The sequence below is a fragment of the Streptomyces collinus Tu 365 genome (assembly GCF_000444875.1).
Taxonomy (GTDB): domain Bacteria; phylum Actinomycetota; class Actinomycetes; order Streptomycetales; family Streptomycetaceae; genus Streptomyces; species Streptomyces collinus_A.
In genome coordinates, this window is record NC_021985.1 from 7,449,436 (window position 1) to 7,463,483 (window position 14,048).

Annotated in this window: 14 protein-coding genes; 5 read left to right on the forward strand and 9 right to left on the reverse strand. The window is 74.8% G+C overall.

Going from position 1 to position 14,048, the window contains the following annotated elements; translation table 11 throughout:
- Positions 1-5: 5 nt before the first annotated feature.
- Both B446_RS32285 and B446_RS32290 read right to left on the reverse strand, forming a co-directional pair.
- Positions 6-590 carry an HD domain-containing protein gene (locus B446_RS32285; RefSeq protein ID WP_020943650.1) on the reverse strand — a complete coding sequence of 195 codons (585 nt, stop codon included), beginning with the start codon at positions 588-590 and terminating at the stop codon, positions 6-8.
- A gap of 183 nt (positions 591-773) precedes the next feature.
- Positions 774-2,654, reverse strand: coding sequence for a glycoside hydrolase family 47 protein (locus tag B446_RS32290; protein ID WP_020943651.1), 1,881 nt, complete (start codon positions 2,652-2,654; stop codon positions 774-776).
- Positions 2,655-3,134: 480 nt separating this feature from the next.
- Here B446_RS32290 and B446_RS32295 point away from each other — a divergent pair, with 480 nt between their 5' ends.
- Positions 3,135-3,491, forward strand: a complete 357-nt coding sequence (locus B446_RS32295; protein WP_020943652.1) for a cupin domain-containing protein — start codon at positions 3,135-3,137, stop codon at positions 3,489-3,491.
- Between the two features lie 17 nt (positions 3,492-3,508).
- Here B446_RS32295 and B446_RS32300 read toward each other — a convergent pair whose 3' ends face one another.
- The 3 genes from B446_RS32300 to B446_RS32310 all read right to left on the reverse strand — a co-directional run bounded on the left by B446_RS32300 (position 3,509) and on the right by B446_RS32310 (position 6,841).
- Positions 3,509-4,489, reverse strand: a complete 981-nt coding sequence (locus B446_RS32300; protein WP_020943653.1) for a pyridoxal-phosphate dependent enzyme — start codon at positions 4,487-4,489, stop codon at positions 3,509-3,511.
- A 136-nt stretch (positions 4,490-4,625) separates the two neighbouring features.
- A complete protein-coding gene (locus B446_RS32305; protein ID WP_020943654.1) occupies positions 4,626-5,987 on the reverse strand; it encodes a VWA domain-containing protein in 1,362 nt (453 codons plus the stop codon).
- The gene (locus tag B446_RS32310; protein WP_020943655.1) at positions 5,984-6,841 is read right to left on the reverse strand and encodes an AAA family ATPase; all 858 of its coding nucleotides are present in this window, start codon (positions 6,839-6,841) and stop codon (positions 5,984-5,986) included. Before B446_RS32310 ends, B446_RS32305 begins: the two co-directional genes overlap by 4 nt.
- A gap of 154 nt (positions 6,842-6,995) precedes the next feature.
- On the opposite strand from B446_RS32310, the gene B446_RS32315 reads away from it, so the two are divergent.
- The 4 genes from B446_RS32315 to B446_RS32330 all read left to right on the forward strand — a co-directional run bounded on the left by B446_RS32315 (position 6,996) and on the right by B446_RS32330 (position 9,924).
- The gene (locus B446_RS32315; RefSeq protein ID WP_020943656.1) at positions 6,996-7,568 is read left to right on the forward strand and encodes a TetR/AcrR family transcriptional regulator; all 573 of its coding nucleotides are present in this window, start codon (positions 6,996-6,998) and stop codon (positions 7,566-7,568) included.
- 66 nt (positions 7,569-7,634) lie between these two features.
- On the forward strand, positions 7,635-8,315 hold the full coding sequence (locus B446_RS32320; RefSeq protein ID WP_020943657.1) for an ABC transporter permease: 681 nt from the start codon (positions 7,635-7,637) through the stop codon (positions 8,313-8,315).
- On the forward strand, positions 8,312-8,983 hold the full coding sequence (locus B446_RS32325; RefSeq protein WP_020943658.1) for an ABC transporter permease: 672 nt from the start codon (positions 8,312-8,314) through the stop codon (positions 8,981-8,983). The genes B446_RS32320 and B446_RS32325 overlap by 4 nt, the downstream gene beginning before the upstream one ends.
- Positions 8,980-9,924, forward strand: coding sequence for an ABC transporter substrate-binding protein (locus B446_RS32330; RefSeq protein WP_020943659.1), 945 nt, complete (start codon positions 8,980-8,982; stop codon positions 9,922-9,924). The genes B446_RS32325 and B446_RS32330 overlap by 4 nt, the downstream gene beginning before the upstream one ends.
- A 3-nt stretch (positions 9,925-9,927) precedes the next feature.
- Here B446_RS32330 and B446_RS32335 read toward each other — a convergent pair whose 3' ends face one another.
- The 4 genes from B446_RS32335 to B446_RS32350 are packed head-to-tail and all read right to left on the reverse strand — an operon-like array spanning position 9,928 to position 14,008.
- The gene (locus B446_RS32335; protein WP_020943660.1) at positions 9,928-11,082 is read right to left on the reverse strand and encodes a betaine/proline/choline family ABC transporter ATP-binding protein; all 1,155 of its coding nucleotides are present in this window, start codon (positions 11,080-11,082) and stop codon (positions 9,928-9,930) included.
- Positions 11,083-11,118: 36 nt separating this feature from the next.
- On the reverse strand, positions 11,119-11,781 hold the full coding sequence (locus B446_RS32340; RefSeq protein WP_043476884.1) for a LutC/YkgG family protein: 663 nt from the start codon (positions 11,779-11,781) through the stop codon (positions 11,119-11,121).
- Positions 11,778-13,256 (reverse strand): lactate utilization protein B, encoded by a 1,479-nt coding sequence (locus B446_RS32345; protein WP_020943662.1) that lies wholly within the window; start codon positions 13,254-13,256, stop codon positions 11,778-11,780. Before B446_RS32345 ends, B446_RS32340 begins: the two co-directional genes overlap by 4 nt.
- Complete coding sequence (locus B446_RS32350; protein ID WP_020943663.1) at positions 13,253-14,008, reverse strand: (Fe-S)-binding protein; 756 nt, start codon at positions 14,006-14,008, stop codon at positions 13,253-13,255. Before B446_RS32350 ends, B446_RS32345 begins: the two co-directional genes overlap by 4 nt.
- Positions 14,009-14,048: the final 40 nt, after the last annotated feature.

Here is a 14,048-nt window from a genome sequence, read left to right on the forward strand (position 1 = left end):
GGGCGTCACCGGGTGAGCGGATGGGACATCTGGTAGGCCAGCCTGCGGTCGGCGCCGTCCCCGATCTCCGTGAGCACCTCGTCCAGTTCCATGAACCACTCCCAGGCCGCCCGCCCGTCGGCACCCGCCAGCAGGGCGACGACCAGGTCTTCCAGCTCCGTGACGCGCTTGTTCTTCCAGACCTTGTCGGCGAGGCTCACCAGCAGGTCCTCCGCACCGGTGCCGGGGGCGGTCCAGGAGGCGTGCGTGCCGGCGAACCGGGCGAGGCGCGGCTCCACTCCGTGCCCGAGCAACAGCTCCCGGCCCGCCTCCTCGTGGCGGGCGCCGGGGCCGGACAGCTCGGCCGGGTGCAGGGCCTTGCCGATGTCGTGGGTCGCGGCCCCGAACAGCACCGCCTCCGCGTCCAACTCCAGTACCGGGCACCGCAGTCGTACCCACTCGACCAGCCGGGCCGCCACATCGTGCACCGCCCGCAGGTGGGCCACCAGACGCGGCGGGGCGTCGACGCCGGCCAGCACCGCGGCTGCGCGCTCGGGGAGTGCGCGCAGCGGTGGATCGGTCTCGCCCGTCGCGATCGTCGCCGCGCTCATCGCTCTCACCGCGCCAGCGTAGCCGCGGGTGGTCCCGGCCGTACGAAGGTTCCCCCCCCGGACGCCGCCCCGCACGCCCCCCGGCACTTCGCGCATCCCCGGGACGACCGCCGCCCCCCCCGCACGCCGTCCCGCGGCCCCGCCGTCACAGCCTCACCTCCCCGTCACACCCTCACTTCCTCGTCACCCCTCACCCGCCACCAGCCGCCACTGCTGGGAGGCCGCGCCGCCCGTCGTCCGCTGGACCACCGCGGCGCCGTCAGCGGTGCCGTCGACGTCCAGGGCCTTGCCGCTGTGGCGGTTGACGAGCCGCTGGTAGCCGTCGCGGGCCGGCTGGACGGTCCACTGCTGGCCGCGCGTGCCGTCGTGCGCACGCTGGTGCAGGGCGGTGCCGTCGATGGTGGAGGAGCGCGGCACCTCCAGCACCTTGCCGCTGTGGAGGCTGGTCAGCCTGGTGTGTCCGTCGGACGTCGTGACGATCCAGCGCTGGTCGGCGCCGGCGCCCGGGGCCCGGCCGACGACCGGGGCGCCGTCCGCCGTGGAGGCGCCGCGCACCGCCATCGCCCGCCCGGTGGCCCGGTTGAGCAGCCGGAAGGTCCCGCTCGGCGAGGGCGCGGGGACACGGTGGGCGCCGCGCAGCACATTGCCTTCGGTGGTGAGGTAGTTGGTGGTGTAGTCGAAGCGTGGCGTACCCGACCACAGCAGGTAGAAGTACTTCATGTTCTCCGAGAACCAGTACCCGGGCGTCAGGTCGCCCCGGGTGACGGGTGTCGTCCGCAGGTCGGCCACGATCGTGTAGCCGTCCGGGACCTTGCAGTGGGCGCGCTGGGCGTCCCACAGCCACCGGGCGCGCTCCCGGTAGAGCTCCTTGCCGGTCAGCAGCCACAGGAACAGCGCGGAGTCCGCGTACTCCGGGCGCAGCCGGTACTGCGTGCTGGTGGCCGCGAGCGTGGTGCGGTCGATCGTCTCGGGCGGCACCGGGAAGCGGGTCAGGGCGGCCGCCCACGAGGAGTGGTACGACTCGCCCGCCGCGAGGTCACCGCCCTGTGCGAGCAACCCGGCGTAGAAGGCGGCCAGTTCGGACTGGCCGAGCCCGGTCGTCGCCCCGCTGTGCATGTCGGCGGACCGGAACCACAGCCGCCCGTCCCGGGTCTCACCGAGGTGCCGCAGGACGGCCGAGGTCAGTGTCCGGTACCAGCCGCGGATCTCGGTGTCGCCGAGGAACTGGTAGGCGTCCCACAGGTATTCGAAGTAGGAGTCCACCGGCGGGTCCACCCGGGCGGTCGGGTCGGTCCAGCCACCGGTCTCCACGTTCAGCGTCGTACCGACGAGGTCCAGCGCCGAACGGCGGTCGTAGGGCGCCCTGAGCGCCTTCTTCGCCGCGTCGAGGTATCTGCGGTCGCCGGTCAGCCGGGACAGGCAGCCCAGTTCGGTGATGTTGCTGCCGATCTCCGCGAGCGGCACCTGTTCGCCGCTGACGGCGCCGGTGCGCAGGTTGACGTACCGGTACGGCGCCCCCGTCGGCGACGAGGTGAAGGCGGGCAGCAGCCGGTCCGCGAGATCGCGCGCCTTCGTCAGCAGGACGGGGTCGCCGGTGCAGTGGTGGCCGGAGAGGAGGCCGCCGACCAGCCGGATGATCGCCTCGAACACATGGATGTTCGCGTCGCGGTCGAAGTCGAGGCGGGTGCCGATCCAGGAGACGGCGGCGTCGAGTTCGCCGTCCAGCTCCATCAGGAACAGGGTGTCGAGCGACTCCACGACGGTCAGTCCCAGCGGCACCGAGTCGATGAAGAACTCCGAGCCGGTGCCGCTCACCGGGTGCAGTTCGTCGCGGCCCCAGGCCAGGCGCCGGTAGGCGGTCCAGGCGGTGAGGAACTCCTGGCGCACGTCCTCCGCGAGCGCGGGATCGGCCGGGCCGGGCGCGGCGGACGCCGGTGCGGCGCCCGGGCCGCCCAGCGCGCAGAGCGCGGCGGTCGCGCCCGCCGCCGAGCGCAGCAGGGCGCGTCGGGTGAGCCGGGTGTTCGCCGGGCCGGCCGGGTGGCCGGGAGCGGGGGGTGTCGCCATGAGGGGTCTCCGTGCGGGGCGTCGAGGGACAACGTTGTCCGGGGGAAGGAAGGCGGGGAGGCGGGGTCCGTGCGGCGGGGGCCGGGGTCCGTGCGCGGCGGCGGCCGGGGCGTGCGGTGCGACGCCTCACGTACGGCGGCCGGAACGGACGGCACGGTCACCGGAGTTGCCGGCCGCGTGCGAGCCGGGACGGGCGTCGTCGGAACGAGCGTCGGTGGTCGGGTGTGGGCGGCCGGGACGGCGGCGGCAAGGCGAACATGGGCATGCCGATACCGCCCGCGGCGGTGCCCGGTGTCCGCGGCGCGCCCGCGGTCGGGCGCGGTTCACCCGCGGTTCCCCCGAATGGCGGCACCGGCGGGCCGGGCCGACGATGGAGCCGTGGGGTACGGCCACCGCCGCGAGCGCCGGTGCCGTCCGAGGCCGCCGGGGGACGGAGGCCTACCCCGGCCGCGGTGAGCGGCCGGAAGGGAGGACACCGTCATGCTGGAAGTGAAGACGGTCGACAAGCCGGACGAACGGCGTGATTTCCCCCGCGGCCACCTCGAAGCCCTCCACCTGACCGGGCTCGACTTCGCGGTGGGCACGTTCGAACCGGGCTGGCGATGGTCGGAGTCGGTGGGACCGATCGCGGGCACCGCCAGTTGCATGGTCCACCACAACGGCTACGTGGTGCAGGGGCGGATGCACCTGCGCATGGACGACGGCGGCGAGGGCGAGGTCGGCCCCGGCGACGTCTTCGTGTGCCCGCCCGGTCACGACGCCTGGGTGGTGGGGGACGAACAGGTGGTGCTGTACGACTTCGCCGGCACCATGGCCAACGAGTACGCCAAGAGCTAGCCGACTCAAGTCGGCCGTCAGGGGCCGGCCGGCGGGGAACCGGCCCCCGCCTCGGCGTACGCGACGGCCTCCGCGTGGCCGAACAGCCCGGGCAGCCCGCCGGTGTGCACGAACACGGTCCGCTCGCCCGGCCGTACGTCGCCGTCCCGGACCGCCGCGACCAGACCGGCCAGGGCCCGCCCGGTGTAGACGGGGTCGAGGACGATTCCCTCGGTCCGCGCGGCCAGCCGGAGCGCCTCCGCCGCCGGCCCGGTCAGCGTCGCGTACCCGGCGCCCACCTGGTCCCGGCGCACCCGCAGCCCGTCCGCGGTGACGTCGCCGTCCGTGTGCGGGGCCGCGAACTCCCGTACCGCGGCCGCCGGATCGGCCAGCGCGCCGACGTCGACGCCGAGCACCGCCCCGCTGCCGAGGGCGACGACGAGACCCGCCATGGTGCCACCCGAGCCGAGGGCCACCACCGCCGTCCGCAGGCCGGGCACCTGTGCGCGCAGCTCCTCGCCGCAGCGCACGTAGCCCCGCGCCCCCAGCGCGCTGGACCCGCCGAACGGGATCAGCGCGGGCCGGGCCCCCGACGCGCGCAGCCGTTCGCACACCTCGGCCGCCGCCGCGTCCAGGCCCGCCCGGTCCACGTCGCCCGCCCACACCAGCCGCGCCCCCAGCAGGCCGTCGAGGGCGAGGTTCCCGGACCCCGACCCGCCCGGTGAGCCGCGCAGCACGAGGACGGCGGCCAGCCCCAGCCGGGCGGCGGCCGCGGCCGTCAGCCGGGCGTGGTTGCTCTGCGGGGCGCCCGTGGTCACGAGCGTGTCCGCGCCTTCGGCCAGCGCCGCGCCCACGGTCCACTCCAGCTTGCGGATCTTGTTCCCGCCGCCGCCCGTCCCGGTCAGGTCGTCCCGCTTGATCCACAGGTCGTCCGGGCCGAGCCCGATCGCGGCGGCGAGCCGGGGCGCCGGTTCGGCCGGGGTGGGGAAGGTGGCGAGCTGCACGGGCGGGTGGCTCATGGCGTACGTCCTCGGGTGCGGGCGGATGCCGGGCGCGGGGGGCGGCCGGCCGCTGCCCAGTCGATCACGCCGTACGGCAGGGCGTCACACCGGACCGCACGCCCCCACACCGCACCGCACGCCGTCCCGCACGGCCTCACACCGGCAGCAGCCGGGCCACCAGGGCGCCGAGCTGCCGGGCCGTGCGGCACTCGTGCATCTCCACCAGCCCGGCGTAGTCGGGCGCCGCCGAGTCGCCGGTGCCCCACTGGGCGCGCGGCTCGGGGTTCAGCCAGTACACCCGCCGGGCCCGGCGGGCGAGTTCGCGGACGGCGGGCAGGTTCGGGTCGCTCATGTTGGTGCGGGCGTCCCCGAGCACGAACACCGTCGTCCGGGGGCCGACCGCGGCGTCCCACCGCTCGGCGAACTCGCCCAGGGCGACGCCGTAGTCGCTGCTGCCGTGCCAGCCGGTGAGCGTGGCCTCGGCGCGGATGCGGGCGCCGAGGCCGTCCGGGTCCGCCTGGCCGCGCCCGAGCAGCCCGGTCACCTCGTCCAGGCGGTTGACGAAGGCGAACACCCGGACCTTGCTGAACTGGTCGTGCAGCGCCTGCACCAGCAGCATCGTGAAGTCCGAGAACCCGGACACCGACCCCGACACGTCGCACAGCAGCACCAGTTCGGGCCGGACGGGACGGCGTCTGCGCAGCACCGGCCGCATCGGGACCCCGCCCGTCGACAGCGAGGAGCGCACGGTGCGGCGCAGGTCGACAGTGCCGCGGGCGGCCCGGCGGCGGCGGGCGGCGAGGCGGGTGGCCAGCTTGCGCGCCAGCGGCTGGACGGTCCGGCGCAGCTCGGCGAGCTGGTCCCGGCCCGCGTACAGGAAGTCCACCCGGTCGGCGGTCGGGGCGACGGCCCGCCGGGCGATCTCGTCCCGCCCGCGCCGCTCGGCGATCCGGCGCCGCGCGTCCGCCCCGACCAGCCGCCGGAACTCCTCGATCCGGCGCCGGATCTCGTCGTCCAGCAGCCGGTCCGCGAACCCCGCGCCCCCGTCCCGGGCCCGTACGTCGGCCCGCACCCGGGCCAGCAGGGTCTGCGGCCGGATCCGGTCCAGGGCCTGGTACGCCGACCAGCCGTCCGAGCCGGACGAGCCACCGTAGCCGCCGAAGCCGTCGACGGCCTCCGCCGCCAGCGCGGCCAGCAGCGACCGGTCGTCGGCGGCCAGGGCCGCGGCCAGCCGGTCGCGCAAGTTCTCCCGGTCGGCGCCCTGGTCGTCGGCGGCGCCGACCGGAGCGCCGACCCCACGCGGGAAGTACAGGTCGAAGACCGGGTCGAACACCGCGCGCTGGGCGGCGCCGTGCAGCAGTGTGGCGGCCAGGCCCTCACGCAGCAGTTCGCGGTCGGCGAAGCCCAGTTCGCGCGCGGCGAGCGCCGCGTCCACGGTCTCGCCGGTGCCGATCCGCACCCCGTGCGCGCGCAGGGCGCCCACCAGGCCCGTGATCCGCCCGTCGACACCGGTCACAGCGCGGCCAGGTCGAGTTTCGCGGCGGCCTTCCGGACGTCCTCCTGGTGCTTGAGGAGCACGCCGAGGGTGTCCCGGACGACCGTCTCGTCCAGCGCGCCGGCCCCGAGGACGAGCAGGGTGCGCGCCCAGTCGACGGTCTCCGCGACGGACGGCGCCTTGCGCAGGTCCATCGCGCGCAGCGCGCCGACCACCCGGACCACCGACGCGGCCAGCGCCTCGTCGAGGTCCGGCACCTTCAGCCGGACGATCCGCCGCTCCAGCTCCTCCTCGGGGAAGTCGATGTGCAGGAACAGGCAGCGGCGGCGCAGCGCCTCGGACAGCTCGCGGCCGGCGTTGGAGGTGAGCACGACGAAGGGGCGGCGGGTCGCGGTGATCGTGCCCAGTTCGGGGACGGTCACCTGGAAGTCGCTGAGCACCTCCAGCAGCAGCCCCTCCATCTCGACGTCGGCCTTGTCGATCTCGTCGATGAGGAGCACGGTCGGCTCGTCGCCGCGGATCGCGGTGAGCAGCGGGCGGGGGAGCAGGAACTCCTCGCCGAAGATGTCGGTGCGGGTCTCGTCCCAGCTCTCGTCGCGGCCCGCGCTGATGCGCAGCAGCTGCTTGGCGTGGTTCCACTCGTACAGCGCGCGGGACTCGTCGACGCCCTCGTAGCACTGGAGCCGCACCAGGCGGGCCCCGGCGACCTCGGCGACGGCCTTGGCCAGCTCGGTCTTGCCGACCCCGGCCGGGCCCTCCACCAGGAGCGGCTTGCCGAGCCGGGCGGCGAGGAAGGCGGTGGTGGCGACGGCGGGCGAGGCCAGGTAGCCGGTGACGGCGAGGCGGGCGGAGACGTCGTCGACGGATGAGAACAACGGGGCCTCCGGCGGGATCGGGTGATGCGTCCGGGCACTATCTAAGCGCTTGTTCACGCTTCTTGTCACGGGATTCCCGGCGGGCTCCGCGGCACCGCCCCACCGGTGTGAACCGATCGGTTTCCTCCCGCTCGCGACGCGGTAGCCTCGGCCTATGACCACCACGGACAAGGCGTCCCCCCGGGACCGGCTGCTCGACGCGGCCGCCCAGCTCGTCTACCGCGAGGGCGTGTCCGTCGGCGTCGAGGCGCTGTGCCGGGCCGCCGGTGTCTCCAAGCGGTCCATGTACCAGCTCTTCGGCGGCAAGGACGAGATGCTGGCCGCGAGCCTGGAGCGGCAGATCCCCTGGTACGAGGCCCGGCTGGCGCCCGCGGACCCCGACTCCGGCACACCGCGCGAGCGGATCCTGCACGTCTTCGAGCAGGTGGAGAAGGCGTCCGCCGACCCCGGCTACCTCGGCTGCCCCTACCTCGCCGTGCTGGTGGAGCTGAAGGACCCCGGGCACCCCGCGAGCGAGGTCGCCCGGACGGTCAAGGCACGCCTGGAGCACGGCCTGCGTACCCAGGCCGAACTCGGCGGCGCCCGCGACCCCGGGTTGCTCGCCCGCCAGCTCATGCTGGTCTTCGACGGCGCCAGCGCCCGCGCCGGCGCCCGGGTGGAGCACCTCGACGACGGCCTCACCACGACGACCGTGACCGCCCTGCTGGACGCCGCCGGGATGCGCTAGCGGCGGGCCCCCCGGAAGACCCAGTCCACCGTGCGCACCCGCCCGGCCGCCCGGTGCAATGGAAGGGTGATCCCGACCCCGCACGACTGCCTCGCCCGCAACGAGTGGATCTGCGGCGCCTATCTGAGCACCCGCCGCCGCATCCTGCTCGACGCGGTCGTCCAGCACGTGCAGCTCACGGCGGTCTCGGTGCTCATCGGTCTCGTGCTCGCCGTGCCGCTCGCGGTGCTGGCCCGCCGCCTGCCGCCGGCGTCGGGCCCCGTCCTCGCCGTGACGACGGTCCTCTACACCATCCCCTCGCTGGCCATGTTCTCCCTGCTCCTGCCGCTCTACGGGCTCTCGGCCTCCCTCGTCGTCGCCGGACTGGTGCTGTACTCGCTCACCCTGCTGGTGCGCAACATCCTCGCCGGGCTGCGCGCCGTCCCGGAGGAGACCCGGCAGGCCGCGCGCGGCCTCGGCTACGGCCCGGTCCGGCTGCTGCTCACCGTCGAACTGCCCCTCGCGCTGCCCGCCGCCATGGCCGGCCTGCGCATCGCCACCGTCTCCGCGGTCTCCCTCGTCACCGTCGGCGCGATCGTCGGCTTCGGCGGCCTGGGGAACCTGATCTACGCCGGCATGAACAGCTACTTCAAGGCGCAGGTGCTCACCGCGTCCGTGCTGTGCGTGGTGATCGCCGTCGCCGCCGACCTGCTCCTGCTGGGCGTGCAGCGGCTGCTCACCCCCTGGACCCGGGCGGCCCGCGCGTGACCACCCTCGGCGCCGCCCGGGACTGGCTCACCGACCCCGCCCACTGGTCCGGCGACGACGGCATCCGGCACCGGCTGCTCCAGCACCTGCTGCTCGTCTCCGTGTGCCTCGCCGTGAGCTGCCTGATCGCGCTGCCCGTCGCGCTGGTCCTCGGCCACCTCGGCAGGGGCGGCGCGCTCGCCGTCAACATCTCCAACGCCGGCCGGGCCGTCCCCACCTTCGCCGTCCTGGTCCTGCTCCTGCTGACCCCGGTCGGCCGGTGGGGCGAGGGGCCCGCCGTGGTCGCCCTGGTGCTGTTCGCCGTGCCGCCCCTGCTCACCAACGCCTACGTCGGCGTGCGCGAGGTCGACCGCAGCGTCGTACGGGCGGCCCGGGGCATGGGGATGACCGGACGGCAGACGCTGCTGCGCGTCGAACTGCCCCTGGCCCGTCCGATGATCCTCACCGGGGTGCGCACCGCCGCCGTCCAGCTCGTCGCCACCGCCACCATCGCCGCGCTCGCGGGCGGCGGCGGACTCGGCCGGATCATCACCGCCGGGTTCAACCTGGCCAGCACGCCCCAGGTGGTCGCCGGCGCCCTCCTCGTCGCGGTGTTCGCCCTGCTCGTCGAGGGTGTCTTCGCGGCCGCCGAACGCCTGGCGGCCACCCGGCCCGGGAGCGGCCGGTGAGGCGCCGCGCCGCCGTGACGCTGTGCGCGCTCCTCACCCTGACCGGCTGCGCCACCGGCCCGTCCCTGGAGCACCGGGACGCCGTCACCGCGCCGCCCGGCGACAGCCGCCACCTGACCATCGGCTCGGCCGGCTTCACCGAGAGCGACCTGCTCGCCCAGCTGTACGCCCAGCTCCTGAACCGGGCCGGCTACCGGACCTCGATCCTGACCGTCGCCAACCGGGAACTGTACGAACCGGCCCTGGAGTCGGGCCGGATCGACGTCGTGCCCGAGTACGCGGCCACCTTCGCCGACTGGCTGAACGCCAAGACGCACGGCCCCCACGCCCGCCCGGTCGGCTCACCCGACCTCGGCACCACCATGAAGGCGCTGCGCGAACTGGCGACCCCCCGCGGGCTCACCGTCCTGCCGCCGGGCCGGGCCGTGGACCAGAACGCCTTCGCGGTGAGCGCCGCCTACGCCCGGCGGCACCGGCTGCGGACCCTCAGCGACCTCGGCGCCTCGCGCCTGCCGGTACGGCTCGCCGCGGGCGACGAGTGTGTGCAACGGCCGTACTGCGCACCCGGACTGAAGAAGGTGTACGGCATCGACGTCGCCCACGTCGACCCCAAGGGCGTCGGCACCACCCAGGCCAAGCGCGCCGTGCAGGACGGCCGGGACGACATGCTGCTGGTCACCACCACGGACGCCACGCTCGACGACTTCGGCCTGGTCCTGCTCGCCGACGACCGGCACCTGCAGAACGCCGACCACGTGGTCGCGGTGGTCAACCGCGCCCGCGCCGGCGGCCCCGGCGTGGCCCGGGCGCTCGGCCGGCTGAACTCCGTCCTGACCACGGCCGACCTGACGGACCTCAACCGGCAGGTGGACAGCTGGCGCAGACTCCCGGCCGACGTGGCCCGCGCCTATCTGGAGCAGCGGGGCCTCATGAGCCGGTGAGCCTCAGGCGCCCGCCACCGACTCGAACGGCACCTGCCCCCGCGCCACGCCCCGCGCGTCCGCGTCCACCGAGCGGCGCAGCGCCTCGTGCAGCTTCGCCGGGGTCAGCACCCCCAGGAACCGCGCCCCGTCCAGCACCGCGACCCACCCGGCGTCGTACTGGAGCATCACCCCGAACGCCTGCTTCAGCGGCGCGCCCACCGGCACCCACGCCGTCATCCGGTGCGCCCGGTCACCGACCGTGCCGCCCGCGGCCAGGTCGTCGGCGCCGACCCAGCCGTGCAGGTCGCCGCGCGCGTCGAGGACCACCGCCCACCGGGCTCCCTCGGCCCGCAGCCGCTCCACGGCCCGCCCGGCGGGCTCGTCCGGGCGGGCCACCGGCGGCTGCTCCAGGTCGTCCGGCTGGATCTCGGTGACCGACAGCCGCTTCAGCCCGCGGTCCGCGCCCACGAACCCGGCGACGTACGGCGTGGCGGGCGCCCCCAGCACCGCCCCCGGAGTGTCGAACTGCTCCACGCGGCCCTGCCCGTACACGGCGATGCGGTCGCCGAGCCGGACCGCCTCCTCGATGTCGTGGGTGACCAGCAGCACCGTTCTGGGCGCCGCCGCCTGCATGCGCAGGAACTCGTCCTGGAGCTGCTCGCGCACCACCGGGTCGACCGCGCCGAAGGGCTCGTCCATCAGCAGCACCGGAGGATCGGCCGCGAGCGCCCGGGCCACGCCGACCCGCTGCCGCTGCCCGCCCGAGAGCTGGTCCGGATAGCGCGGCCCGTACGTCGTCGGGTCCAGGCCCACCAGATCCAGTAGCTCCGCCGCCCGGGCCCGCGCTTTCCCCCGCTTCCAGCCGAGCAGCGCCGGCACGGTCGCCGTGTTGTCCAGCACCGTGCGGTGCGGGAAGAGGCCGCCCTGCTGGATGACGTACCCGATGCGGCGGCGCAGCTGGACCGGGTCGACGCGCGCGACGTCCTCGCCGTTCACCAGGATCCGTCCGGAGGTCGGTTCGACCAGCCGGTTCACCATCATCATGGTCGTCGTCTTGCCGCAGCCGGACGGTCCCACCAGTGTGACCAGCTCACCCTCGGACACCTCGAAGGAGAGGTCGTCCACGGCCGTCGTACCGTCCGGGAACCGCTTGGTGACCTGCTCGAACCGGATCATGGCCCCACGCTATCCGGGGCGGTGCCGTCCCGCCCTTCAGCGGCCTCCGGCCGGTTCGCCGGTCACCAGCACCACTTCGAGGGTGCGCGGTCCGTGCACCCCCTCCACCCGGTCCAGCTCGATGTCGCTGGTCGCCGAAGGACCGGAGATCCACGTCAACGGCCGGGCCGGATCGAGGCGTTCGAGAGCCCCCGGGACGGAGGAGACGACCTGCTCCGGCACCCTGACCACGCAGACGTGGTGGTCCGGGACGAGCGAGATCCGGCGCCGGCCCTGGTCGGGGGAGCCGTCCAGGACGATCGTGCCGGTCTCGGCGATCGCCACGGCACATCCCGTCACCACGCTGCCCACCCGGTCCAGCCGGTGCGCGGTGTCCGCCGCCCGGTCGTGGACCCGCACCGGGTCCGCCGCGGCCAGCCACTGCGCCGGCAGCCCGGCAGGCACCAGCACCTCCGCCGAGCCGCGCTGGGCCAGCAGCCGCGCGAGGAGGCCCGGCAGTTCCGCCGACGCGCAGCGGTGCACCAGCGCCCGGTAGTCCGCGAGGTTCGCGGCGAGCAGGTCCACGGTCTGCTCCACCGTCCGGTCGCCGTGCTCGCGCAGATAGTCCCGCGGGACCGCCTCCGCGTACGGCCGCTCGTCCGGCGTCACGTCCGCGAGCGCGCGCCGCACCCGGCCCAGCACCCTGTCCCTGCTGCTCACTTGCCGTCGTCCCTTCCGCCGTTCGTCCGCTGCCACCAGTCGCGGAACGGCTCCGCGGGCACCGGCGGCAGATCCCGGGTCGCGCTCCAGGCCCGGCCGGGACCGGGCAGCGTGCGGGGGTGCAGCCGGCGGGTGCGGGAGGCGAGCCGCTGGCCGCCGCGCAGCGCCGCCGGGTGTGTGAGGGCCCAGCGTGCCGCGCGCATCGCCGCGCGTTCGGCCGCGTGCCTCTTGGCCGGCTTCAGCACCACCCGGTTGCCCTCCCGGACCGCCGGTCCGCCCTGCACCACCCGCTCCCGCAGGTGCACCAGCACCTCGGGGATGTCGATGGCGACCGGGCAGACCTCGTAGCAGGCTCCGCACAGGCTCGACGCGTACGGCAGCGAGGCGTCGATCTCGCTTCCCGTGCCCCGCAGCTGGGGGCTGAGGATGGCGCCGATCGGGCCCGGGTAGACCGAGCCGTAGGCGTGCCCGCCGGCCCGCTCGTACACCGGGCAGACGTTGAGGCAGGCCGAGCAGCGGATGCAGCGCAGCGCCTGGCGGCCGATCTCGTCGGCGAGGGTGTCGGTGCGGCCGTTGTCCAGCAGCACCAGGTGGAAGGCGGCGGGGCCGTCCTCGTCCGTCGTGCCCGTCCAGGTACTGGTGTACGGGTTCATCCGCTCGGCGGTGGAGGAGCGGGGGAGGGTCTGCAGGAAGACCTCCAGGTCCCGCCAGGTGGGCACGATCTTCTCGATGCCGACGACCGAGATCAGCGTCTCGGGGAGGGTCAGGCACATCCGGCCGTTGCCCTCGGACTCCACGACGACGAGGGTGCCGGTCTCGGCCACCATGAAGTTGGCGCCGGAGATGCCCACCTTGGCGCGCAGGAACTTCTCCCGCAGGTGCAGCCGCGCGGCCTCGGCGAGGTCGGCGGGGGTGTCCGTCAGGCCCGCGGGGGCGGGGCGGCCCCAGTCGCCCATCTCCCGCGCGAAGATCTCCCGGATCTCGCCCCGGTTGCGGTGGATGGCGGGGACCAGGATGTGCGAGGGGCGGTCCCCGCCCAACTGGACGATCAGCTCGGCGAGATCGGTCTCGTAGGCGCGGATCCCCGCGGCCTCCAGGGCCTCGTTGAGCCCGATCTCCTGCGTGGCCATCGACTTGACCTTGACGACCTCCGACTCACCGGTGGCCCGGACCAGTCCGGTGACGATCCGGTTGGCCTCGTCGGCGTCGGCCGCCCAGTGGACCGTGCCCCCGGCGGCGGTGACCGCCTCCTCCAACTGCTCCAGGTAGCGGTCCAGATGGCGCAGCGTGTGGTCCTTGATCCGCCGGCCCGCCGCCCGCAGCCGCGCCCAGTCGGGCAGCTCGGCCACCGCGCGGGCCCGTTTGGCGCGGATGGTGCGGGTGGCGTGGCGCAGGTTGCCGCGCAGCGTCGGGTCGGCCAGGGCGTCGTGCGCCGCCTCGGGGAACGCCGGCATGCCGACGAACGTGCCGCTCATACGGCCGGTACCTCCTCCGTGCTCGCCAGAATCTCCGCGATGTGCACCGGCCGCATGCCCACCCGCAGACGGCTCATGGTGCCGCCGATGTGCATGAGGCAGGAGTTGTCGGCCGCGCACAGCACCTCGGCGCCCGTCGACTCCGCGTTGCGCACCTTGTCCGCGCCCATCGCCGCCGAGACGTCCGCGTTCTTCACCGCGAAGGTCCCGCCGAAGCCGCAGCACTCCTCGGCGCCCGGCAGCTCGACCAGTTCGAGGCCCCGGACCGCCTCCAGCAGCCGCCGCGGGCGGTCGCCGAGGCCGAGGCCGCGCAGGCCGTGGCAGGTGGGGTGGTAGGTCACCCGGTGCGGGTAGCTCGCGCCGACGTCGGTCACCCCGAGGACGTCGACCAGGAACTCCGTCAGCTCGTACGTCCGCGGCACCACCGGCGCCAGGGTCCGCGCCAGCGTGTCCCCGCGCCCCTCGGCCCGCGCCCGTTCGCCCATCCGGGGATACAGCTCCCGGACCATCGCCCCGCACGATCCGGACGGGGTCACGATCGCCTCGTACCCCTCGAAGACCTCGGCGAAGTGCCGGGCCAGCGGCTCGGCCCCGTGCCGGTAGCCGGTGTTGTAGTGGGCCTGCCCGCAGCAGGTCTGGTCCACGGGGAAGTCCACCTCCACGCCCAGCCGGTTCAGCAGTCTCACGACCGCGCGGCCGGTGTCCGGATAGAGCGTGTCGTTGACACAGGTCAGGAACAGTGCGACACGCATCGCGGCTCCTCGGGGTGGGTCGTCGGACGAGTTGCAGGGT

Bases quoted from the DNA above. Each gene is read 5' to 3' on its own strand.
- B446_RS32285 (WP_020943650.1), bottom strand. From the start codon at position 590: ATGAGCGCGGCGACGATCGCGACGGGCGAGACCGATCCACCGCTGCGC.
- B446_RS32290 (WP_020943651.1), bottom strand. From the start codon at position 2,654: ATGGCGACACCCCCCGCTCCCGGCCACCCGGCCGGCCCGGCGAACACC.
- B446_RS32295 (WP_020943652.1), top strand. From the start codon at position 3,135: ATGCTGGAAGTGAAGACGGTCGACAAGCCGGACGAACGGCGTGATTTC.
- B446_RS32300 (WP_020943653.1), bottom strand. From the start codon at position 4,489: ATGAGCCACCCGCCCGTGCAGCTCGCCACCTTCCCCACCCCGGCCGAA.
- B446_RS32315 (WP_020943656.1), top strand. From the start codon at position 6,996: ATGACCACCACGGACAAGGCGTCCCCCCGGGACCGGCTGCTCGACGCG.
- B446_RS32335 (WP_020943660.1), bottom strand. From the start codon at position 11,082: ATGATCCGGTTCGAGCAGGTCACCAAGCGGTTCCCGGACGGTACGACG.
- B446_RS32345 (WP_020943662.1), bottom strand. From the start codon at position 13,256: ATGAGCGGCACGTTCGTCGGCATGCCGGCGTTCCCCGAGGCGGCGCAC.
- B446_RS32350 (WP_020943663.1), bottom strand. From the start codon at position 14,008: ATGCGTGTCGCACTGTTCCTGACCTGTGTCAACGACACGCTCTATCCG.